At 72.6% G+C, this 21,359-nt stretch carries 15 protein-coding genes; 9 read left to right on the top strand and 6 right to left on the bottom strand.

The features are described 5' to 3' along the window. Positions 1 to 8: 8 nt before the first annotated feature. From AQJ30_RS20030 to AQJ30_RS20020, 3 genes are all read left to right on the top strand, one after another. Positions 9 to 2,225, top strand: a complete 2,217-nt coding sequence (locus AQJ30_RS20030) for a bifunctional glycosyltransferase/CDP-glycerol:glycerophosphate glycerophosphotransferase (RefSeq protein WP_067235880.1) — start codon at positions 9 to 11, stop codon at positions 2,223 to 2,225. A gap of 26 nt (positions 2,226 to 2,251) precedes the next feature. Beyond that, positions 2,252 to 3,499: a hypothetical protein gene (locus tag AQJ30_RS20025; RefSeq protein ID WP_067235877.1), complete on the top strand. Its 1,248-nt coding sequence runs from the start codon at positions 2,252 to 2,254 to the stop codon at positions 3,497 to 3,499. Between the two features lie 162 nt (positions 3,500 to 3,661). Next, a complete protein-coding gene (locus tag AQJ30_RS20020) occupies positions 3,662 to 5,233 on the top strand; it encodes a hypothetical protein (protein ID WP_067235875.1) in 1,572 nt (523 codons plus the stop codon). Positions 5,234 to 5,263: 30 nt separating this feature from the next. Here the strand turns inward: AQJ30_RS20020 and AQJ30_RS20015 are convergent, their stop codons facing one another. Then, positions 5,264 to 5,677: an organic hydroperoxide resistance protein gene (locus AQJ30_RS20015; RefSeq protein WP_067235873.1), complete on the bottom strand. Its 414-nt coding sequence runs from the start codon at positions 5,675 to 5,677 to the stop codon at positions 5,264 to 5,266. 135 nt (positions 5,678 to 5,812) lie between these two features. Here AQJ30_RS20015 and AQJ30_RS20010 point away from each other — a divergent pair, with 135 nt between their 5' ends. After that, the gene (locus tag AQJ30_RS20010) at positions 5,813 to 6,307 is read left to right on the top strand and encodes a MarR family winged helix-turn-helix transcriptional regulator (protein WP_067235871.1); all 495 of its coding nucleotides are present in this window, start codon (positions 5,813 to 5,815) and stop codon (positions 6,305 to 6,307) included. Positions 6,308 to 6,341: 34 nt separating this feature from the next. On the opposite strand, the gene AQJ30_RS20005 is transcribed toward AQJ30_RS20010, so the two are convergent. Then, positions 6,342 to 6,968 carry a TetR/AcrR family transcriptional regulator gene (locus tag AQJ30_RS20005; RefSeq protein ID WP_067236556.1) on the bottom strand — a complete coding sequence of 209 codons (627 nt, stop codon included), beginning with the start codon at positions 6,966 to 6,968 and terminating at the stop codon, positions 6,342 to 6,344. A gap of 236 nt (positions 6,969 to 7,204) precedes the next feature. Between AQJ30_RS20005 and AQJ30_RS20000 the strand changes: the two genes are divergently transcribed. Both AQJ30_RS20000 and AQJ30_RS19995 read left to right on the top strand, forming a co-directional pair. After that, a complete protein-coding gene (locus tag AQJ30_RS20000) occupies positions 7,205 to 8,119 on the top strand; it encodes an ABC transporter permease (protein ID WP_067235868.1) in 915 nt (304 codons plus the stop codon). Next, positions 8,112 to 8,945: an ABC transporter ATP-binding protein gene (locus tag AQJ30_RS19995; RefSeq protein ID WP_067235866.1), complete on the top strand. Its 834-nt coding sequence runs from the start codon at positions 8,112 to 8,114 to the stop codon at positions 8,943 to 8,945. The genes AQJ30_RS20000 and AQJ30_RS19995 overlap by 8 nt, the downstream gene beginning before the upstream one ends. 77 nt (positions 8,946 to 9,022) lie before the next feature. Here the strand turns inward: AQJ30_RS19995 and AQJ30_RS19990 are convergent, their stop codons facing one another. Next, positions 9,023 to 14,005, bottom strand: a complete 4,983-nt coding sequence (locus tag AQJ30_RS19990; RefSeq protein ID WP_067235863.1) for an NAD-glutamate dehydrogenase — start codon at positions 14,003 to 14,005, stop codon at positions 9,023 to 9,025. 675 nt (positions 14,006 to 14,680) lie between these two features. Between AQJ30_RS19990 and AQJ30_RS19985 the strand changes: the two genes are divergently transcribed. Continuing rightward, positions 14,681 to 15,247 (top strand): DJ-1/PfpI family protein, encoded by a 567-nt coding sequence (locus tag AQJ30_RS19985; RefSeq protein ID WP_067235860.1) that lies wholly within the window; start codon positions 14,681 to 14,683, stop codon positions 15,245 to 15,247. Between the two features lie 79 nt (positions 15,248 to 15,326). Here AQJ30_RS19985 and AQJ30_RS19980 read toward each other — a convergent pair whose 3' ends face one another. Together AQJ30_RS19980 and AQJ30_RS19975 are read right to left on the bottom strand one after the other, a co-directional pair. Then, complete coding sequence (locus tag AQJ30_RS19980; protein ID WP_067235858.1) at positions 15,327 to 15,992, bottom strand: HAD family hydrolase; 666 nt, start codon at positions 15,990 to 15,992, stop codon at positions 15,327 to 15,329. A 47-nt stretch (positions 15,993 to 16,039) separates the two neighbouring features. Next, positions 16,040 to 16,555 carry a DUF6912 family protein gene (locus tag AQJ30_RS19975; RefSeq protein ID WP_067235855.1) on the bottom strand — a complete coding sequence of 172 codons (516 nt, stop codon included), beginning with the start codon at positions 16,553 to 16,555 and terminating at the stop codon, positions 16,040 to 16,042. A 330-nt stretch (positions 16,556 to 16,885) separates the two neighbouring features. Here AQJ30_RS19975 and AQJ30_RS19970 point away from each other — a divergent pair, with 330 nt between their 5' ends. Then, a complete protein-coding gene (locus AQJ30_RS19970; RefSeq protein ID WP_067235852.1) occupies positions 16,886 to 17,497 on the top strand; it encodes an Rv3235 family protein in 612 nt (203 codons plus the stop codon). A gap of 107 nt (positions 17,498 to 17,604) precedes the next feature. Here AQJ30_RS19970 and secA read toward each other — a convergent pair whose 3' ends face one another. Then, on the bottom strand, positions 17,605 to 20,421 hold the full coding sequence (gene secA / locus AQJ30_RS19965; protein WP_067235850.1) for a preprotein translocase subunit SecA: 2,817 nt from the start codon (positions 20,419 to 20,421) through the stop codon (positions 17,605 to 17,607). A gap of 277 nt (positions 20,422 to 20,698) precedes the next feature. Between secA and AQJ30_RS19960 the strand changes: the two genes are divergently transcribed. Continuing rightward, positions 20,699 to 21,277, top strand: coding sequence for a GNAT family N-acetyltransferase (locus tag AQJ30_RS19960; protein ID WP_067235848.1), 579 nt, complete (start codon positions 20,699 to 20,701; stop codon positions 21,275 to 21,277). The last annotated feature ends 82 nt before the right edge of the window (positions 21,278 to 21,359 follow it).

Genomic DNA, 21,359 nt, shown 5'->3' with positions numbered 1-21,359 from the left:
CCCCCGCAGTGCCCCGCTTCAGCATCATCGTCCCCTGTTTCAAGGTGCAGGGCTTCCTGCGCGAATGCCTCGACTCGGTCCTGGAGCAGTCCTTCCGGGACGTCGAGGTGATCGCCGTGGACGACCGCTCGCCCGACGCCTGCGGCGCGATCCTCGACGAGTACGCGGCCCGCGACCCGCGCGTGACGGCCCTGCACCTGCCGGAGAACGCGGGCCTCGGCCGGGCCCGCAACGCCGGGATGCCGCACGCCACCGGCGACTACCTGTTCTTCCTGGACAGCGACGACACCCTCACCCCGGGCGCGCTCGCCGCGCTGGCCGACCGCCTCGACGAGGCCGGCAACCCGGACGTGCTGGTCTTCGACTACGCCCGCACCTACTGGTGGGGCGGCACCCGCCGCAACGCCCTCGCCGAGCTGCTGTCCGCGACCGACGCGACGTTCACCGCCGCCGAGCGGCCCGAGATCCTCGACCTGCTGATGGTCGTGTGGAACAAGGTGTACCGGCGCTCCTTCGTCGAGGAACACGGCTTCGCGTTCCCGCCGGGCTACTACGAGGACACCCCGTGGACGTTCCCGGTGATGCTCAGCGCCGGGCGGATCGCGACGCTCGACCGGATCTGCCTGAACTACCGGCAGCGCCGGCAGGGCAACATCCTGTCCACCACCAGCCGCAAGCACTTCGACATCCACGACCAGTACGAGCGGGTCTTCGCCTTCGTCGGCTCCCGCCCGGAGCTGGCGTCCTGGCGGCCCTACCTGCACCGCAAGATGGGCGAGCACTGCCTGGACATCCTGTCCAAGCCGGACCGGCTGCCGCCCGGCGACAAGGGCGAGTTCTTCCGCCGCACCGCCGAGCTGATGCGCCGCCACCGGCCGGCCGGGGAGCCCTTCCCCGCCGACCTGCGCGTGCTGCGCGGCCCGTACGCGGCCTACCGGGTGCGCCGGCAGGCCGGGCGGGCCGGGCGGGAGCTGGCCCGGCGCGGGGCGCAGGCCCGCGTCGCGGCCGGGGCCCGGGTGTACCGGGGGCTGACGGCCGTGCAGGCGCGGCGCCCGCTGGACCCGCACCTGGTGCTGTACTCGGCGTTCTCCCACCGGGGCGTGCTGGGCGACCCGGCCGCGATCTACCACAAGGCCCGCGAGATCGCCCCGCAGCTGCGCGGGGTGTGGGTGGTGCGCGACGCGGAGACGGCCGCGCGGCTCCCCGCCGGTGTGGAGCACGTCCTGCTGGACTCCCCCGCGTACCGGCGGCTGGCCGCGCGGGCCACGTACTTCGTCAACAACGTCAACTGGCCCGGCTCCCTGGCCAAGCGCGCGGGCAGCGTGCACGTGCACACCCACCAGGGCACCCCGCTGAAGTACATGGGGGCCGACCTGCTGGACAAGCCCGGCGCGCGGCTCGGCGTGGACGTGCCGCAGATGCTGCGCCGCGCCGACCGCTGGGACTACAGCCTGGTCGCCAACGAGCATTCGGAGCTGGTGTGGGAGCGGGCCTACCCCTGCCACTTCACCTCGGTGCGCTCGGGCAGCCCCCGCAACGACGTCCTGGTGGACCCGCCGCGGGACCGGGCCCGCGCGGTGCGCGCCCGCCTCGGCGTGCCCGAGGGCCACACGGTGGTGCTGTACGCGCCGACCCGCCGCGAGTACCGGCGCGGCGGCCACGTCGAGCGGCTCGACCTGGCCCGCCTCGCCGCCGGCCTGGGCGAGGGGCACACCCTGGTGGTGCGGCTGCACCCGTCCCTGGCGACCGGCCCGGCGCGCGGCATGGGCCTGTCCGAGCTGCACCGGCGCGGGGTCGTCGTGGACGCCACCGACGAGCCGCACGTGGAGGACCTGATGCTCGCCGCGGACGTCCTGGTCACCGACTACTCGGCCCTGATGTTCGACTACGCCCACCTGGACCGGCCGGTCGTGGTCCACGCCGACGACTGGCCGGCGTACACGGCGAGCCGGGGCGCCTACTTCGACATCACCGCCGAGCCGCCCGGCCACGTCACGCGCTCCCAGGACGAGCTGGTCCGGCTGTTCGCCTCGGGCTCCTGGCGCGACGAGGAGTCGGCCCGGCTGCGGGCGGCCTTCCGGTCCCGGTTCTGCGCGTACGACGACGGCCGCGCCGCCGAACGGGTCGTGCGGACGCTGCTGCTCGGCGAGCGGATGCCCGAGCCGGGCGGCGCGGTCCGGGTGCCGGGTCCCGCGGTCGGCGGCGACCTGCTCGCCGCCAGGTGAGCGGGCAGCGCGGGCCGCGCGTCTGGATGCTGGTGCTGGCCGCGCTGTTCGCGCTGTCCCAGCTCGCGAACGTCACCGGCCGGGACACCCCCGACACCAAGAACTACCTGGCCTACGCCCTGTCGCTGCGCGGCGACGACAAGCGGGCCGCGGCGGCCGCCACCATCGACTACGCGTGCGCGGGGCGGGCCGCGATCGCGGTGCGCCGGCAGAACGTGGACGTGGTCCGCTTCCACCGCGGCGACCCCACCCCCCGGATCATGGCCGAGTGCCGGGCGGCGGAGTGGCGCAGGGTCGACGCCCGGCTGGAGGCGGGCCAGACCGGCGGGCACACCGTGCCGTTCATGCCGGAGCGGTTCATGCGGATCTTCGAGGTGCGGCCCGGCTACCCGGTGTTCCTGGTGCCGTTCGTCACCGTGTTCGGGGTGACGTGGGGACTGTGGGCGGCCGGGGTGGCGGTGACCGTCGCGGGCGGGGTGCTGGCGTTCCTGGTGCTGCGCACCCGCGGGGCGCCCCCGTGGGCGTGCCTGACCGGCCAGGGCCTGTACTACGTGCTGCCGTGCGGGGCGACCGCGATGCGGCCGATGACCGAGGGCCTGATGCTGGCGCTGACCCTGGCCGCGCTGTGGGGCTGCGCCCTGGCGGTGTCGGGGCGGGTGCGGGCCGGGGTGTGGCTGGTGGGCGGGGCGCTGGCGGCCCTGTTCGCGGTGAAGCACTCGCAGGCCCTGTTCCTGGGGCTGTGCCTGGCGGCCGGCGCGCTGCTCGTGATGGCTCGGCGGCGCGGGTCGCGCCCGTACCGGGCGCTGGCGGTGGCGGGTGGCTGCGGGGTGCTGGGCACGCTGCTTCTGGCGCGGCTGCTGCACTACCCGTCCGAGGCGGACAGCGTGCAGGACCTGCTCACCGCCCACTTCTCCCGCCCGGACCGGCTGCACCCGTGGCCGGAGTTCTTCCGGCTCCAGCTCAACTTCTGGATCGAGTGGGCCCGGCGGCAGCTGTGGGAGCCACTGTTCGTGGCGGCGCTGGCGGGCGGGGCGTGGGGTGCGCTGCGGCGGGACCGGGCGTTCGGGGTGCTGGTGGTGGCGGCGGCCGGGACCGGGTTCCTCACCCAGGCCGGCCACCCCGACATCGCCATCTGGGGCGACCGGCTGATCGTCCTGGCGTGGCTGCTGCCGGTGCTGGGCCTGCCGTTGCTGCTGCGGCCCGTGGCGCGGGGCCGGGTGCCGGGCCCGGCCCGGGAACGGCGGGAGGGCGCCGCGCTCGGGGCGGCGCGGTGAGGGGCCGGACGGCACGCCACCACCGGACGGCACGCCACCGCCGGGCATCGCGGGGCCCTGCGTCCGGACGGGCTCACTCGATGAGGTGACGGAGGGCAAGGCCGTTGACCCCGGCGGGAACATACGGCCAATGCCCCTGATGTCCCTGATCCCCGCAGTCCGATGAGCGGCCCGAGCGGTGCGGCCACCGGTGTGCTCACGCGCCGGGTGGCGCGCGGTGCGACGGCGCTGCGCGGCGGCCGGATCCGGCGGCCGAGCCCGTACCAGGCCGTCGGGTTCCTGTTCTTCCTGGTGATGACGCTGGCGTACTGGCGGGTCCCGCTGTGCTGCGACGCCGGCCAGCACGCGGCGGTCGTGGAGCGGCTGAAGGCGCACCTGCTGGCCCCCCGTCACCCCATGGCCGACCTGCAGGGCGCGGGCAGCCCGTACTACTCGCCGTACGCGGTGGCCGAGGGCGCCTTCGCCCGGCTGACCGGCCTCGGCGGCTGGCAGGTGCTGCGGGTCGCCGGGCCGGTGAACCTGCTGGTGCTGCTGACGGGGATCGGCCGGTTCGTGCGGGTGCTCACCCCGCGGCCGTGGGCGCCGGTGCTGGCGCTGGCCGCGATGACCCTGCTGTGGGGCACCGAGCGGGCCTGGTGGAGCGGCTACCTGGGCCTGATGTCGATGACCGGCAACCTCGGCTACCCCTCCACCTTCGCCATCGGGCTGGCCTTCTGGGCGTGGGCGCTGACCGGCGAGCGGGCGCGGGACCCGCGCCGGGTGCGGTTCGTGGGGCCGAGCGGGCTGCGCGGCCTGGCCGGGTTCGCGGCGCTGGGCACGCTGTACGGGCTGGTCCTGCTGGTGCACCCGATCACGGCGGTGGCGGCGGTGCTGGGCGCGCTGGCCCTGGTCGCCGGGTGGCAGCGCGGCGGGGGCGGCGGGGTGGTGCTGCGCTGGGCGCTGACGGCCGGGGTGGCACTGGCCGTGGCCGCGGCGTGGCCGTACTTCGACGTGCTGGGGCTCGCCGGGGACGACAGCGTCGACGCGATGCACCGGCGGCTGTACGACGGGCTCACCGGCCACTTCTGGCTGGCGCTGGCCGGGCTGCCGGCGCTGTGGGCGCGAGCGCGCCGCTCGGCGCGGGACCCGCTGGTGCTGATGTTCGCCGCCGACTGCCTGGTGGTGGCGTACGGCTACGTGAGCGGGCACTACACGTACGGCCGGATCCTCGGGCTGACGCTGGTGGCGCCGCAGTTCGCCCTGGCGGTGGAACTGGCGGCGCCCCGGCCGTGGCGGCCGGGGCGCAGGGTGCTCGGGGCCCTCGCGGCGGTGGCGGCCTGCACCGGGTTCCTGACCGTGCAGGCCGGGGCGGTCGTGCCGCGCTCGCTGGACCCGGTCGGCTTCGAGCAGCCGCCGCGCTGGCCGTCGTACGACTGGGCGGCGCGGCACATCCGGCCCGGCGAGGCGGTGATCACCGACGGGTACTACGCGGTCCACGCGATCGCCGGGTACGGGCCGGACCTCGCGGCGCCCGCCTGGCCGGACGCCGCCCTCGACGAGCGGGAGCGGCTGCGGCGGGTGGCGGACGTGCGGGCCTACCTCTCGCCCGCCTCGACCCGCACCGAGCGGGTCGCGGTCGTCCGCCGCTACCGGGTGCGCTGGCTGCTGCTGACGCGGTGGCGCCCGGTGCCCCCGGAGGCGGTGGTGGTCGACTGGAGCCGGCGCACCGGGGAGGTGCTGGCCCGGGTCGGCTGACCCGGTGCCGCTCTCCGCCGGGGGTGGGGACTACTCGATGACGAGGTCGACGTCGATGTTGCCCCGGGTGGCGTTGGAGTAGGGGCAGACCTGGTGGGCCTGCTCGACCAGCTTGCGGCCGGTGGCCTCGTCCACCGTCTCGGGCAGCTCGACGCGCAGCGTCACCTTCAGGCCGAAGCCCTCGCCCTGCTTGCCGATGCCGACCTCGGCGGTGACGGCGGCGTCGGTGACGTCGACCTTGGCCTGGCGGCCGACGAGGCCGAGGGCGCTGCCGAAGCAGGCCGCGTACCCGGCGGCGAACAGCTGCTCGGGGTTGGTGCCCTGACCGTTGCCGCCCAGCTCCGGCGGCGCGGCGAGCGCGAGGTCGAGTGTGCCGTCGGAGGAGACGGCGCGGCCCTCCCGGCCGTGGGTGGCGGTGGCGACGGCGGTGTAGAGCGCGTCCATGGAAGAACCATCCCTCTCGAGTCGGCGTGGGCCGGGGTCCGGCCCGGGGGCCCGGTGGCCCCGCACGACCACCAGTAGAGCACACAATTAAATTGTGCACAACCAATCAGGCCGGGCGGAGCTACTCTTGAGGGCATGACCCCGACGTCCACGTCCGCCCCGGCCACCGACACCGCCGCCCCCGGCGGGGAGAACTGGCTGCGCCTGGACCGCCAGATCTGCTTCTCCCTGCACGCCGCCTCGCGCGCCTTCAACGGCGTCTACCGCGTGGTCCTCAAGGACCTCGGGCTGACCTACCCGCAGTACCTGGTGATGCTGGTGCTCTGGGAGGAGGGCGAGCTGCCCGTCAAGAAGCTGGGCGAGCACCTGCGACTGGACTCCGGCACGCTGTCCCCGCTGCTGAAGCGGCTGGAGGCGGCCGGCCTGGTGGTGCGCGAGCGCAGCGCCCGCGACGAGCGCTCGGTGGTGGTGCGGCCGACCCGCCAGGGCGCGGAGCTGCGCGAGCGGGCGGAGCAGGTGCCGCGGCGCATCGTCGCGGCGACGGACCTCGACGTCGAGGAGATCCGCGACCTGCGCGACCGGCTGGACGTCCTCACGCGGGCGCTGGACGCGGCGGCGGAGGAGTCCTGACCGCACCCGGCTGCGAGCGCGTGCGGCCGCGGGGTCAGAGAGCCTTGAGGGCCCCCGCCGTCGCGCGGGCCAGGGCGCCCAGGTAGCCCTTGGGGAGCTTGGGGCTGCGGATCACCACGGAGCGCCAGTACAGCGGGCCCGAGATGATGTCCAGGGCCAGCTCGTCGTGGGCGCCGGCGCTGATCTCGCCGCGCCGCGCGGCCGCCGCGAGGATCTTCACCGCGACGCCCTCCTGCCCCTCGCGCAGCGTCTTCTGCATGGCCTCGGCGATGTCGGGGTTGCGGGCCGCCTCCGCCTGGAGGTCGGGGATGATCTGCGAGGCCACGGGGTGGCGCAGCGCCCGGGACGTCACCTCGTACAGCACCCGCAGGTCGCCCTCCAGGCTGCCGGTCTCCGGCGCGGGCAGCCCCTGCACCGCGATGGCCGACACGACGTCCAGGACCAGGTGCAGCTTGGAGCGCCAGCGGCGGTAGACCGCGGTCTTGCCGACGCCGGCCCGGCGGGCGATGCCCTCGATCGACATCCGGGCGTAGCCGACGGACGCGAGCTCCTCGAACACGGCCGCCCGGATGGCCTCCGTCACGTCCTCGCGCAGCACGGCCGCTCCGGCGGGGGTCCGGCGGCGCGGACGCGTCTGGGGTCCGTCGGCGTTGGTCGTCATGCGCCCCAGCATAGGGCGTTGCGACGATACGGTCCCGTCCTGTCGCCAAGATCACGACGATACGGTAGCGTTCTGACGTCCTCGTAACGTCGAAACGGTTGCGTACCGACGCCCACTGGGCCTACGCTCCGATACGACGATACGGACCCGTCCCGACGTAAAGAACACGTCAAGAGAACGTAGGAACGCCGGGCCGGCGCCGGACGCACCCCCACCCCCGAGTGAAAGCAGCGGATGTGAGCCAGGTACTCGACACACCGCCCAGCCCGACGGCCGCCCAAGAGGATCTGGCGGCCCTCGCGGCCCGCCACGGTCTCTCGGTCAGCGGCGCGCGTCCGCCGCTGCCCGAGTACATCCGCCAGCTCTGGGCCCGCCGGCACTTCATCACCGCCTTCGCCACCGCCAAGCTCACCGCCCAGTACAGCCAGGCGAAGCTCGGCCAGCTCTGGCAGGTCATGACGCCGCTGCTGAACGCGGCCGTGTACTACTTCATCTTCGGTGTGCTGCTCGGCACCAAGCGGGGCGTCCCGGACTACATCCCGTTCCTGGTCACGGGCGTGTTCGTGTGGACGTTCACGCAGACCTCGATCATGACCGGCACGCGCGCCATCTCCGGCAGCATCGGCCTGGTCCGCGCCCTGCACTTCCCGCGGGCCGCGCTGCCGATCTCCTTCTGCCTCCAGCAGCTGCAGCAGCTGCTGTTCTCCATGGCCGCGCTGGTGCTCATCCTGTTCATCGTCGGGGTGCCGCCGGCCGTGTCCTGGGTCCTCGTGATCCCCGTCCTGACGCTCCAGTTCGTCTTCAACGCCGGCGCGTCGATGGTCCTGGCCCGGATCGGCGCCAAGACCCCGGACATCGCCCAGCTGATGCCGTTCATCCTGCGCACCTGGATGTACGTCTCGGGCGTCATGTGGAGCATCGACAACCTGCTCAAGCAGCACCACGGCTGGCCGGTCTGGCTCGACGACGTGCTGCGGGCCAACCCCGCCGCGGTCTACATCGACCTGATGCGCTTCGCCCTCATCGACAGCTTCCACGCCAGTCAGCTGCCCCCGCACGTGTGGGCCTGGGCCGTGGGCTGGGCGGTCCTCGCGGGCGTCGGCGGCTTCATCTACTTCTGGAAGGCTGAGGAGACGTACGGCCGTGGCTGACAACACCGCGCTCACCGACGAGCGGATCCCCACCGTCATCGCCGACGGCGTCGACATCGTCTACCGCATCAACGGCACCGGCAGCGGCCGGGGTTCGGCGACCGCCGCGCTCAACCGCATCCTGCGGCCCGGGCAGGCCCAGAAGGCCGCCGGCACCCGCACGGTGCACGCCGTGAAGAACGTGTCGTTCGTCGCCTACAAGGGCGAGGCCGTCGGCCTGATCGGCACCAACGGCTCCGGCAAGTCCACCCTGCTCAAGGCCGTCGCCGGCCTGCTCCCCGTGGAGCGCGGCAAGATCTACACCGACGGCCAGCCCTCCCTGCTCGGCGTCAACGCCGCCCTGATGGGCGACCTGACCGGCGAGCGCAACGTCTACCTCGGCGGCCTCGCGATGGGCATGACCCGCGAGCAGATCAAGGAGCGCTACCAGGAGATCGTCGACTTCTCGGGCATCAACGAGAAGGGCGACTTCATCTCGCTGCCGATGCGCACCTACTCCTCCGGCATGGGCTCGCGGCTGCGCTTCTCCATCGCCGCCGCCAAGGACCACGACGTGCTGCTCATCGACGAGGCCCTCGCCACCGGCGACGCCAAGTTCCAGGCGCGCTCGGCCCAGCGCATCCGCGAGATGCGCGAGCACGCCGGCACGGTCTTCCTGGTCAGCCACAGCCTCGCCGCGATCCGCGACACCTGCGAGCGCACCCTGTGGCTGGAGCGCGGCGAGCTGCGCATGGACGGGCCCACCGAGGACGTCCTCAAGGAGTACGAGGAGTTCACCGGCGCCAAGAAGAAGCCCGCCGCCAAGCCCAAGCCGACGGCCGCCTGACCGCACGGCGCACGGCGCACGGTACGAAGAGGGGCGCCCCGGGCCACACGGCCCGGGGCGCCCCTTCGTCGTGTCCCCTACGAGTGCGTCCGCAGCAGGGTGCGCATCGTCCGCATCGCCACCGACAGGTTCGCCAGGTCGAACGTCTCCGAGCCCTGGATCTCCTCCAGCGTCGTGCGCGCCCGGCCCAGGATCGCCGTGTTGCGCTCCTCCCACGCCGCGAAGCGCTGCGCGGGCGTCGAGGTGCCGTTGCCGACGGCCAGGACGTCCGCGGTGAGCGCCGCGTGGGCCGCGTACAGGTCCTCGCGGATCGAGGCGCGGGCCATGGACTGCCAGCGGTCCGCGCGCGGCAGCTCGATGATGCGGTCCATGAGCTGGGTGATGTGCAGCCGGTCCGCGAGGTCGTAGTAGACCTCGGCGACGTCCAGCGGGTCCTTGCCCATGCGGTCGGCCACCGACACGATGTCCAGCGTCGGGAAGGCGGAGGAGAACCCGGCCACGCGCGTGGCGACTTCGTCCGGCACGCCCGCGCCGGTCAGCTCGTCGTGGATCTGCTGGTACCAGTCCAGGTCCGCGCCGCGCAGCAGCTTCGGCAGCTGCTGCCAGACCTGCTCGACGCGCTCGGAGAAGAACTCCACCGTCTCGGCCAGCTGCAGCGGCTGCGGCCGGTTGTTGAGCAGCCAGCGCGTGCCGCGCTCGACCAGGCGCCGCGAGTGCAGCCGGATCCGGGTCTGCACCTCCGCCTCGACCTTGTTGTCCAGCGCCTCGACCGCGTCCCACACCGGCGCCGAGCGGAAGATCGCCCGGGCCGCGGTCTGCGCCCGCACGATCTCCTCCAGCGAGGCGCCGGTCTCCTCGCGCAGCCGGTGCAGGTACGTCGTACCGCCCGTGTTGACCGTGTCGTTGACCAGCACGGTCGTGGTGATCTCGCGGCGCAGCGGGTGGTTCTCGATCTGCTCGGCGAACTCCTGGCGCAGCGCCGTCGGGAAGTAGGCGTAGAGCAGCCCGCGCAGGTAGGGGTCCTCGGGCAGCGAGGTGTGCAGCAGCTCGTCCGACACCGTGATCTTCGTGTACGCCAGCAGCACGGCCGTCTCCGGTCCGGTCAGACCGTGGCCGGCGGCGAGCCGCTCGCGGATCTGGCGGTCGGTGGGCAGGAACTCCAGCGCCCGGTCCAGGTGGCCCTCGCGCACCAGGTGCTTCATGAAGCGCTGCTGGGCGTGGAGCATGTCCTGGGACTGGGCGAGGGCGTTGGCGATCGCCGTGTTCTGCGCGTAGTTGTTGCGCAGGACGAGACGGCCGACCTCGTCGGTCATCTCGGCGAGCAGCTTGTTGCGCTGCTTGACGGTCATGTCGCCGTCCGAGACCAGCCCGTTGAGCAGGATCTTGATGTTCACCTCGTGGTCGGAGGTGTCCACGCCCGCGCTGTTGTCGATGGCGTCGGTGTTGATCCGGCCGCCCTGCAGCGCGAACTCGATCCGGCCGAGCTGGGTCAGGCCCAGGTTGCCGCCCTCGCCGACGACCTTGGCGCGCAGGTCGGCGCCGTCGACGCGGATGGCGTCGTTGGCCTTGTCGCCGACGTCCGCGTGGGACTCCGTCGACGCCTTCACGTACGTGCCGATGCCGCCGTTCCACAGCAGGTCGACCGGCGCCCGCAGGATGGCCTTCATCAGGTCGGCCGGGGTCATCTTGGCGACCTTCTCGTCGATGCCGAGGGCCGCGCGGACGTGGCCGTTGAGCGGGATCGACTTGGCCGTGCGCGGGAAGACGCCGCCGCCGGCCGACAGCAGGCCGGTGTCGTAGTCGGCCCAGCTGGAGCGCGGCAGCTCGAACAGGCGGCGCCGCTCGGCGTACGAGGTCGCCGCGTCCGGGGACGGGTCGAGGAAGATGTGCCGGTGGTCGAAGGCGGCGACCAGGCGGATGTGCTCCGACAGCAGCATGCCGTTGCCGAACACGTCACCGGACATGTCGCCGATGCCGACCACCGTGAAGTCCTCGGCCTGCGTGTTCACGCCCATGTCGCGGAAGTGCCGCTTCACCGACTCCCAGGCACCGCGCGCGGTGATGCCCATGCCCTTGTGGTCGTAGCCGGCCGAGCCGCCGGAGGCGAAGGCGTCCCCGAGCCAGAAGTCGTAGGACTCGGCGACCTCGTTGGCGATGTCGGAGAAGGTCGCGGTGCCCTTGTCGGCGGCGACCACGAGGTAGGTGTCGTCCTCGTCGTGCCGTACGACGTCGGCCGGGGGCACGACCTCGCCGGCCACCATGTTGTCGGTGATGTCGAGCAGCGCCGAGATGAAGGTCCGGTAGCTGGCGATGCCCTCCGCCATCCACGCGTCGCGGTCGACGCCCGGGTCGGGCAGCTGCTTGGCGACGAAGCCGCCCTTGGCGCCGACCGGCACGATGACGGTGTTCTTCACCATCTGCGCCTTGACCAGGCCGAGGATCTCGGTGCGGAAGTCCTCACGCCGGTCGGACCAGCGCAGACCACCGCGCGCGACCTTGCCGAAGCGCAGGTGCACGCCCTCCACACGCGGCGAGTACACCCAGATCTCGAACGCCGGGCGCGGCGCGGGCAGGTCCGGGATGGCCTGCGGGTCGAACTTCATCGACACGTAGTCGTGCGGCGCGCCGTCCGACGCGGTCTGGAAGAAGTTGGTGCGCAGCGTCGCCTTGATGACCGTGAGGAACGACCGCAGGATGCGGTCCTCGTCCAGCGAGGCCACCTGGTCCAGGGCCGCGTCGAGCTCCTCCAGGAGCGCGTCGACGATCTCGTGCCCGGCGCGCTGCCGGTCCGGCGACATCCGCGCCTCGAACAGGGAGACCAGCAGCCGGGTGGTGTGGACGTTGTTGCGGAGGGTGTCCTCCATGTAGTCCTGGCTGAAGGTGGACCCCGCCTGGCGCAGGTACTTCGCGTACGCGCGCAGCACCATCGCCTGGCGCCAGGACAGCCCGGCGCTGAGCACCAGGGCGTTGAAGCCGTCGTTCTCCGCCCGGCCGGTCCAGGTCGCGGCGAACGCCTCCTGGAACCGCTCGCGCGCGTCGTCGGCGAGGTAGTCGCCGCCGTTGGCCGCCTTGGCGAGCAGCGCCCGCGGGATGCGCAGGCCGAAGTCGTAGATCCAGGCGTTGGCGCGGTCCGCGCAGCGCAGCTCGTACGGCCGCTCGTCGATCACCTCGACGCCCAGGCGGGCCAGCACGGGCAGCACCCGGGACAGCGAGATCGACTCGCCCTTGCGGTAGATCTTGAAGCGGCGCTCGTCCGGGCCGGCGCCGACCGGCTCGTACAGGCTGAGCGCGAAGTCGTTGTCGTGGTCCAGCCGTTCGAGGTGGATCAGGTCGGCGACGGCCGCCCGCGGGGAGTGGTCGGCCTTGTAGCCCTCGGAGAAGGCGTGGTGGTAGCGGCGCAGCAGCTCCGCGGAACGCTCCTCGCCGAGCTCGGCGTTCAGCGCCTCGGCGAACCCGTCCGCCCAGGACCGGGCGGCCTCGACCAGCCGCGCCTCGATGCGCTCCTTGTCGCTGTCGCTGAGCTGCGGCAGCTCGGTGCCCGGCGGGACGCGGACCACGAAGTGCAGCCGGGACAGGATCGACTCGGTGTTCCAGGCGGTGAAGTCGACGCTGACGCCGCCCAGTTCCTCCTTGAGGATGTCGATGATCCGCAGCCGCACCCCGGTGGTGTACCGGTCGCGGGGCAGGTAGACGAGCGCCGAGTAGTAGCGGCCGTACTCGTCCTGGCGCAGGTACAGCCGCAGCCGGCGCCGCTCCTGGAGGTACAGCACCGAGGTGACGATCGCCTGGAGCTCGCCGACCGGCGTCTGGAACAGCTCGTCGCGCGGGTAGGTCTCCATGATCTGGAGCAGGTCGCGCCCGTCGTGGCTGTTGGGCGAGAACCCGGCGCCCTTGAGGACGGCCTCGACCTTGCGGCGCACCACGGGCACCCGCAGCACCGACTCGGTGTACGCGGCGGAGGAGAACAGTCCGAGGAAGCGCCGCTCGCCCACGACGTTGCCGTCCGCGTCGAACTTCTTCACGCCGACGTAGTCGAGGTACGAGGGCCGGTGCACGGTGGCCCGGCTGTTGGCCTTGGTCAGCACGAGCAGCTTGTGCTCGCGGGCCTTGGCGCGGGCGTCGGCGGGCAGCCGCTCGAAGGACGGGCTGACGGGGTGGCTCTCGTCGTCGGCGTGGTGCGGGTCGGAGCGAAGGATGCCCAGCCCGGTGCCCGGCACGGCGGCCAGCGAGTCGTCCTCGCGGAGCTGGTACTCGCGGAAGCCGAGGAAGGTGAAGTGGTCGGCGGCCAGCCAGCGCAGCAGCTCGCGCGCCTCGTCGAGGTCGGGGCCGGGCAGGTCGCCGGGGACCGGCTCCTCCTGGAGGCCGTCGGCGATCCGCAGCGCGGCGTCGCGCATCTTCTCCCAGTCCTCGACGGCCTCGCGGACGTCGGACAGGACGCGCAGCAGGTCGGCGGTGATCTGCTTCAGGTCGGACCGGTCGGTCTCCCGGTCGATCTCGACGTGGATCCACGACTCGACGTGCGCGTCGTGCGGCAGCCCGGCGGCCGCGGCCGGGGCGCCGAGCACCTCGATCAGCTTGCCGGTGACGTCCCGGCGCACCACGAACTGCGGGTGGATCACGACGTGGATGCCGCGGCCCTGGCGGGTCAGCTCGTTGGTCACGGAGTCGACGAGGAAGGGCATGTCGTCGGTGACGACCTCCACCACGGAGTGGCTGCACGTCCAGCCGTTCTCCTCGACGGTGGGGGTGTGCACGCGCACGTTGGCGGTGCCCTGCGGCCGGTTCTCCGCGAGCCGGTAGTGCGAGAGCGCCGCGCCGAACACGTCGACCGGGTCGCGGTCACCGAGGTCCTCGGGGGCGGTGTGCAGGTAGTAGCGCTGGAGGAACGAGAGCACCGACTCGTGGTCGGGGGCGTCCGGGCCGTCCGGGGTGTCCGGCGCGCCAGGGCTGCCCTCGCTCGTCGTCCCGGTCGGTAGGTGCCCCCCGACCGGGCTGTTCTCAGCGACCCGGGCGGCCCTCTCGAGCAGCTCGGCCTTGGCTTCGTCCAGCTTGGTCTGCATTGTCCTCTGGCTCCTGTCGCGCGCCGTTGCGTGACGTAGAAGGAAAAACGGTCTCGGTCCCTCCGGCGTGACGCCGCGACACGGGGTCTCCGGTCTGTTCCGACGCTATGCCGGGGGATGAGATGAACGGGGGGATATCAGCCATGTCCGACGCCCCCGACGTCCCCGACGACTGCGGCGCGGCATCACGCGTCCCGCTCGTCCGGGGTGTGTACGGCGTCCGGGGACCCCTGGGTCCCTCGTCCCGCCCGCGAGGACCAGCGACCGCCGCCCGGTCACGGAGACACTCCGTGCGAACCGGGCGCAGGGCAGGGGCAACAGCACCCCCGCGAACTATCGCGCTGATCACGCCACCAGGCTATCGCCCCTCCGGGGCGTCCCGTCATGAGCCGTATGTGTACAAAACAGGGGCGGGAACTTTGACGTTCTGCACAGGGGTGGAGTCGGGGGTGTGGTGCAGGGGGGTCCGCCGGGACCGGCGGGACGCACGGGAGGACGAGGTTCGTACGACCGGTCGGGCCACGTCCGGCCGAACGGTGAAGGGGCGGCCCGCCGCATCGAAAAGTGGCCGCGGTCACCCGGAGGGGCGAGGCTGAAATCGGCCACCGCCCCCTTGGCACAGCGCCGCCGGGGCGGCACGGTGCCCACACCACCACCCGGCAGGAGGAGGCCGCCGTGCCCACGTACATCCTCATCGTCACCGGTGACGCAGCCGAGTCGCTGGAGGTCCTCTACCCCTACCAGCGCCTGCGCGAGGAGGGCTACGAGGTCCACATCGCCGCCCCGACCCGCAAGAAGCTCCGGTTCGTCGTGCACGACTTCGAGGACGGCTTCGACACCTACACGGAGAAACCCGGCTACACCTGGCCCGCCGACCTGGCCTTCTCCGAGGTGGACCCCGGACGGTACGCCGCCGTCGTCGTCCCCGGCGGCCGGGCCCCCGAGTACCTGCGCAACGACCCCGAGCTGCGCAAGATCCTCAAGTCGTTCTTCGACGCGGACAAGCCGGTCGCCCAGATCTGCCACGGCCCGCTGCTGACCGCCGCCGTGGACGCCCTCAGCGGCCGCCGCGTCACGGCGTACCCGGCGCTGGAGATCGACATGCAGACCGCCGGCGCGACCTTCCAGGACACCGAGGCGGTCGTGGACGGCAGCCTCGTCTCGTCGCGTGCCTGGCCGGACCACCCGGCCTGGATGCGCGAGTTCCTGACCGTCCTGCGCGCCAAGGCACCGGTCACCTGAGGCCAGGGGGCGGGGGACGGGGGTCCGAAGTCAGGAGTCGAAGGTCTGGAGTCACGGGCCGGAGGTCAGGGCCCAGGGATCACGCGGCGAGGTCCTCCGCCACCTGCACGGCCTCCGCCAGGCTGTCCACCACGGGCACCCCGACCGCCTCCAGGCTGGCCCGGCCGTGCGAGCCCCCGGTGTAGAGCACCGCCCGCGCCCCCACGTGCAGCGCGGCCACCGCGTCGTCGGCGGCGTCGCCGATCACCACGGTCCGCTCCGGGTCCACCCCGGTGAGCGCCCGGAGGTGGCGCACCATGTGCTCCGCCTTGCTGCCCCCGGACGGCCCGACCCGGCCGTCCACCCGCAGGAAGTGCGGCTCTATGCCGAACCCGCGCACCAGCGGCACCAGTTCGTCGTGCCCGTACATGCTGAGCAGCGACTGGCTGCGCCCCGCCGACCGCCACCCGGCGAGCAGCTCCGCCGCGCCCTCGGTCAGCACGCAGGCCGCCCGCCGCTCGGCGTAGTAGCGGTGGAAGACCGCGTCCATGACCTCCCACTCGGCGTCCGTGGGCAGCCGTCCCATCAGCCGCTCGTAGAACTTCGGCACCGGCACGCAGTACAGCGCCCGGTACCGCTCCAGCGTGATCGGCTCCAGCCCCAGCTCGGCGAACGCCGCGTTCGTCGCCCCGATGATCGCCTCGTTGTCGTGGAACAGCGTCCCGTTCCAGTCCCAGACGATGTGCGCCCCACTCTGCATCCCCATGTCCGCAAACGTACCCGCCCCCACCGACAGCCGGGAGGGGTGAGCGCTCAGCCGGCCGACCCCACCAGGTTCGGGATCTCCTGCGTGGCGAACCACAGCAGCTCGTGGTCCTCGGCCCCGTCCACGACGAACTGCGCGTCGTCGTCCCCGCCGTCCGCCGCCTCCAGGGCGTCCGCCGCGGCGGCCACGTCCGCCTCCGCGTCGCCCGCGTCGACGTGCACGGCCGCCGCCTTGGCCAGCGGTACGGCCCCGGCGACCGTCACCTCGCCCAGCGCGGCCGGGTCCAGGCCCCGGTCCGGGTCGGACGTCGCCGCCCCGTCCGGTACGTCGACGGCGACCACGACCCGCCGCCGCGGTGCCCCGGCGTCCGCCGCGAGCAGCCGCAGCGAGGCCAGCGCGGCCCGGCTGAGCGCCGCGTACTCCAGCTCCTCGACGTCGTCCGAGAGGTACCACTCGCGCAGCCCGGGCGTGACGGCGTACGCGACGAGCGGCCCGGACCCCAGCTGTCCCGTCTTGTGCGCCTCGGCGAGCCCGGGGAGGGTCAGGGGGACGTACACGCGCATGGCAGCCGCTTTCGTGGGTCGGGGGCTCCTGGAACGGCTCCCAGAATACGTGCGGGCGTCCCGCGGGCGTCCCCTTTCGGGTCTGACCCCGCACCCCGGCGGGCGTCCACCCGGCGCCCGCCGTTCACCCGGTCCGCCCGCTCCCCCACGGGCCGGGGCACCCTCCCCCTCACTCTGATAGGTGAACTTCGGCGGGCCCCCGCCACGACCGGGACCCCGCTTGCCCATCCCCTCGCCGACCCCGTACAAGATCGACCACCGCGGTTGGTTACCGACCGGTACCGACCGGATTGCGCGGGTTTCCCCCGCGCACCAGATCACGGGGATCACATGAACAAGGTCATGACCAGGAGCCAGCGCCGTCCCGCCCCGCGGGCGGCCACCCGTCCGCCGGCCCGCCGCGACCCCGGCCGGCCCGGCGGCGCCCCGCCGCGCACACCGAGCGGCGGCACCGCCCGGACCACCGCGGCCGGGGGCCGCCCGCCGGCCGGCCCCGGCACCGCCCACCGCACCCGCCCGGCCGACAACCGCCCCGCCGGCCCGTCCGGTACCGTCACGCGGGCGGCCGGGGCCGCCCCGGCGGGACAGGGGGCGCCGCCGCGGCCCACCGCCACCGATGTCTTCGCCGAGCGCCTGCTCGCCGTCCTCAGCGGCCGCCAGCCCGTGCACGCGATGCTCCGGCACACCCTCGGCCGCGCCTACGACGACCTGGTCCGCCTCGCCGAGCACGGCCCGCTGCGCACCCTGCGCGGCGCCCGCCCCGTCGTCCGCGACATCGGCCACTACGAGGTCCGCCCCGGCACCCTCGAGGCCTTCGCCCGCATCCGCGCCGGCGACCGGCTGCGCGCCATGGCGTTCCGCCTGGAACGCGGCACGGACCACCGCTGGCGCTGCACCGCCGTGGAACTCGGCGGCCCCCGCCCGCGCCCCGAGGACGACTGACCGAGCCGCCCGCACCCGCCCGCCGACCGGCCCGGCACGCACGCCGAAGGGCCGGCCACCCCTGGGGTGACCGGCCCTCACGAACCTGCGACGACGTCCCGCGCCGGCTACTTCTTGCGGCGGCGGCCGCCCCGCGACTGCTTGCGGCGCTCCGCGCGGGTCAGTCCGTCGGCCTCGGAGCGCACCGGCTCGTCGTCACCGGCGAAGTCGCCCTCGATGGTGCCGCCCTCGCCGTCCACGGTCGGCGCCGAGAAGTGGAGGTTGCGCCGCTGCGGCACGTCCAGGCCCTTGGCGCGGATCTCCGGGCGGGCGCCCGCCTGCGCCGGCACGGAGTCCTGCTTCTCCAGGTCGGCCACCGGCTTGGCGTCCTCGACCGGGACCTCCTCGACCTGCTGCTCGACCTGGACCTCCAGGTTGAACAGGTAGCCGACGGACTCCTCCTTGATGCCGTCCATCATGGCCTGGAACATGTCGAAGCCCTCGCGCTGGTACTCCACCAGCGGGTCCTTCTGCGCCATCGCGCGCAGGCCGATGCCCTCCTGGAGGTAGTCCATCTCGTAGAGGTGCTCGCGCCACTTGCGGTCCAGGACCGACAGCACGACCCGGCGCTCCAGCTCACGCATGATCTCCGAGCCGAGCTGCGCCTCACGCGCCTCGTACTGCTGGGTGATGTCGTCCTTGATGGACTCGGCGATGAACTCGGCGGTCAGACCGGCCCGGTCGCCCGCCGCCTCCTCCAGCTCCTCGATGGTGACCTTCACCGGGTAGAGCTGCTTGAACGCGCCCCACAGCCGGTCCAGGTCCCAGTCCTCGGGGAAGCCCTCGGAGGTCTCCGCCTGCACGTACGCGTCGATCGTGTCGTCCATGAAGTGCTGGATCTGCTCCTGCAGGTCCTCGCCCTCCAGGACGCGGCGGCGCTCGCCGTAGATGACCTCACGCTGCCGGTTGAGCACCTCGTCGTACTTCAGGACGTTCTTGCGGGTCTCGAAGTTCTGCTGCTCGACCTGCGACTGCGCGGACGCGATCGCCCGCGTGACCATCTTGTTCTCGATCGGCACGTCGTCCGGGACGTTCGCCATCGACATCACGCGCTCGACCATCTGCGCCTTGAACAGCCGCATCAGGTCGTCGCCCAGCGACAGGTAGAAGCGGGACTCGCCCGGGTCGCCCTGACGGCCGGAACGACCGCGCAGCTGGTTGTCGATGCGGCGCGACTCGTGCCGCTCGGTGCCCAGCACGTACAGGCCGCCGAACGACTCGACCTCGTCCTTCTCCGCCTTGACGGCCTGCTCGGCCCGCTCCAGGGCGGCGGGCAGCGCCGCGGCCCACTCCTCGATGTGCTCCTCCGGGTCCAGGCCGCGCTGCCGCAGCTCCGCCTCCGCGAGGTCCTCGGGGTTGCCGCCGAGCTTGATGTCCGTACCACGGCCGGCCATGTTCGTCGCCACCGTCACGGCGCCCTTGCGGCCCGCCTGGGCGACGATCTGCGCCTCGCGCTCGTGGTGCTTGGCGTTCAGCACCTCGTGCTGGATGCCACGCTTGCTCAGCTGCTGCGAGAGGTACTCGGACTTCTCGACCGAGGTCGTGCCGACCAGGATCGGCTGGCCCTTCTCGTGCTTCTCGGCGATGTCGTCGACGACCGCCTCGAACTTGGCGACCTCGGTCCGGTAGATCAGGTCCGACTGGTCCTTGCGGACCATCGGCTTGTTCGTCGGGATCGGGACCACGCCGAGCTTGTAGATCTGGTGGAACTCGGCGGCCTCGGTCATCGCCGTACCGGTCATGCCGGACAGCTTCTTGTAGAGGCGGAAGAAGTTCTGCAGGGTGATCGTGGCGAGCGTCTGGTTCTCGTCCTTGATGTCCACCCCTTCCTTCGCCTCGATCGCCTGGTGCATGCCCTCGTTGTAGCGGCGGCCGGCGAGGATACGGCCGGTGTGCTCGTCGACGATCATGACCTCGCCGTCGATGACGACGTAGTCCTTGTCCTTCTTGAAGAGCTCCTTCGCCTTGATGGCGTTGTTCAGGTAGCCCACCAGCGGCGTGTTGACCGACTCGTAGAGGTTGTCGATGCCCAGCCAGTCCTCGACCTTGCTGACACCGGACTCGTGGATCGCGACCGTGCGCTTCTTCTCGTCGACCTCGTAGTCGCCGGTCTCCTCGATGCCCTTGAGCGGGTTGCCCGCCTCACCGCGCTTGAGCCGCGTGACCAGCTTGGCGAAGTCGCCGTACCACTTCGTGGCCTGGTCCGCCGGGCCCGAGATGATCAGCGGCGTGCGCGCCTCGTCGATGAGGATGGAGTCCACCTCGTCGACGATCGCGAAGTTGTGGCCGCGCTGCACGAGTTCGTCCTTCGCCCACGCCATGTTGTCGCGCAGGTAGTCGAAGCCGAACTCGTTGTTCGTGCCGTACGTGATGTCGCACGCGTACTGCTCGCGGCGCTGCGCCGGCGTCATGTTGGCGAGGATGCAGCCGACGCTCAGGCCCAGGAACTTGTGGACGCGGCCCATCATCTCCGAGTCGCGCTCGGCCAGGTAGTCGTTCACCGTGATGAGGTGGACGCCGTCACCCGACAACGCGTTCAGGTACGCGGGCAGCGTGCCGACGAGGGTCTTGCCCTCACCGGTCTTCATCTCGGCCACGTAGCCGAGGTGCAGCGCGGCACCGCCCATCAGCTGCACGTCGTAGTGCCGCTGGCCGAGGACGCGCTTGGCCGCCTCGCGCACCGTGGCGAACGCCTCGGGCAGCAGGTCGTCCAGGCTCTCCCCGTCGGCGTACCGCTGCTTGTACTCATCGGTGAGGGCCCGCAGCTCGGCGTCGGAGAGGTCGACGAAGTCCTCTTCGATGGAGTTGACCTGGTCCGCGATGCGGTGCAGCTTGCGCAGGATCTTGCCTTCGCCTGCACGCATGATCTTCGAGAGGACGGACACGGGGGTTGGTCTCCTTGCCGGTCGGGCCTGGGACGGTCGGTGGTGAGTGACTGAGCAACGGCCATCGTATGCGAGGACCCCGCCACGCCGGGAGGCCTGCCGTGCCGAGGACCGCACGGCGATGCGCGCCCACTGGTCGAACGTCCTCCACCCGGAACAACGGCCGGGGCCCCCGGATGGTGCCGCCCCCGCCGGACGAACGTGCGCGAATCGTGATCACGCCCTCACCCACGGCGAGGAGGTGACGCGCCGCCGCCCCACCCACCACAATCACCCGATGGACCCCGTCACCCTGACCTCGGACCGCCTCGTCCTCGACCCGCTCACCCCGCGCGACACCGACGCGGTGCACACGGCGGCCCAGGACCCGGACGTCCAGCGCTGGACGACGATCCCCTCCCCCTACCTCCCGGCACACGCGCGTGCCTTCACCGAGCGGCTGGCCCCCGACGGCTGGGCCGGCGACACGATGTTCACCTTCGGCGTCTTCCTGCCCGACCGCACCCTCACCGGAGCCCTCAGCGTCACCCGGCGCACCCCCGGCACCGCCGAGGTCGGCTTCTGGACCGCCAAGGAGCACCGCGGCCGCGGCTACACCACCGAGGCCACCCTGACCGCCGCCCGCTGGGCCTTCACCGCCCTCGCCGTCGACCGCCTCGAATGGCGCGCCGAAGTCGGCAACACCGCCTCGCGCGCCGTCGCCCGCCGGGCCGGCTTCACCTTCGAGGGCGTCCTGCGCGCGGCCCTCGACCACAGGGGCACCCGCCGCGACTGCTGGCTCGCCTCCCTCCTGCCCGCCGACCTCGGCCTGCCGGGCACCACGCCCCACCTGCCGCACCGGGGCGCCCCGAGCTGAGGGGGTCCGGAAAAAGAGCTGAGCGGTCCGGAAAAACACGCAGGTCACGCCCCGGTGTCAGTGCCGGCGCCTATCGTGCGAG

Origin of the sequence: Streptomyces longwoodensis (assembly GCF_001514125.1) — a bacterium.
GTDB lineage: Bacteria > Actinomycetota > Actinomycetes > Streptomycetales > Streptomycetaceae > Streptomyces > Streptomyces longwoodensis.
Note: the sequence above shows the minus strand (reverse complement) of the source record. Positions and strands in the feature narration are given on the sequence as shown.

Excerpts from the sequence above, each read along its gene's own strand:
- AQJ30_RS20020 (WP_067235875.1), top strand. The coding sequence starts at position 3,662 with ATGAGCGGCCCGAGCGGTGCGGCCACCGGTGTGCTCACGCGCCGGGTG.
- AQJ30_RS19980 (WP_067235858.1), bottom strand. The coding sequence starts at position 15,992 with ATGGGGATGCAGAGTGGGGCGCACATCGTCTGGGACTGGAACGGGACG.
- AQJ30_RS19990 (WP_067235863.1), bottom strand. The coding sequence starts at position 14,005 with ATGCAGACCAAGCTGGACGAAGCCAAGGCCGAGCTGCTCGAGAGGGCC.
- AQJ30_RS20015 (WP_067235873.1), bottom strand. The coding sequence starts at position 5,677 with ATGGACGCGCTCTACACCGCCGTCGCCACCGCCACCCACGGCCGGGAG.
- AQJ30_RS20025 (WP_067235877.1), top strand. The coding sequence starts at position 2,252 with ATGCTGGTGCTGGCCGCGCTGTTCGCGCTGTCCCAGCTCGCGAACGTC.
- AQJ30_RS19975 (WP_067235855.1), bottom strand. The coding sequence starts at position 16,555 with ATGCGCGTGTACGTCCCCCTGACCCTCCCCGGGCTCGCCGAGGCGCAC.
- AQJ30_RS19960 (WP_067235848.1), top strand. The coding sequence starts at position 20,699 with ATGGACCCCGTCACCCTGACCTCGGACCGCCTCGTCCTCGACCCGCTC.
- AQJ30_RS19970 (WP_067235852.1), top strand. The coding sequence starts at position 16,886 with ATGAACAAGGTCATGACCAGGAGCCAGCGCCGTCCCGCCCCGCGGGCG.
- AQJ30_RS20005 (WP_067236556.1), bottom strand. The coding sequence starts at position 6,968 with ATGACGACCAACGCCGACGGACCCCAGACGCGTCCGCGCCGCCGGACC.
- AQJ30_RS20010 (WP_067235871.1), top strand. The coding sequence starts at position 5,813 with ATGACCCCGACGTCCACGTCCGCCCCGGCCACCGACACCGCCGCCCCC.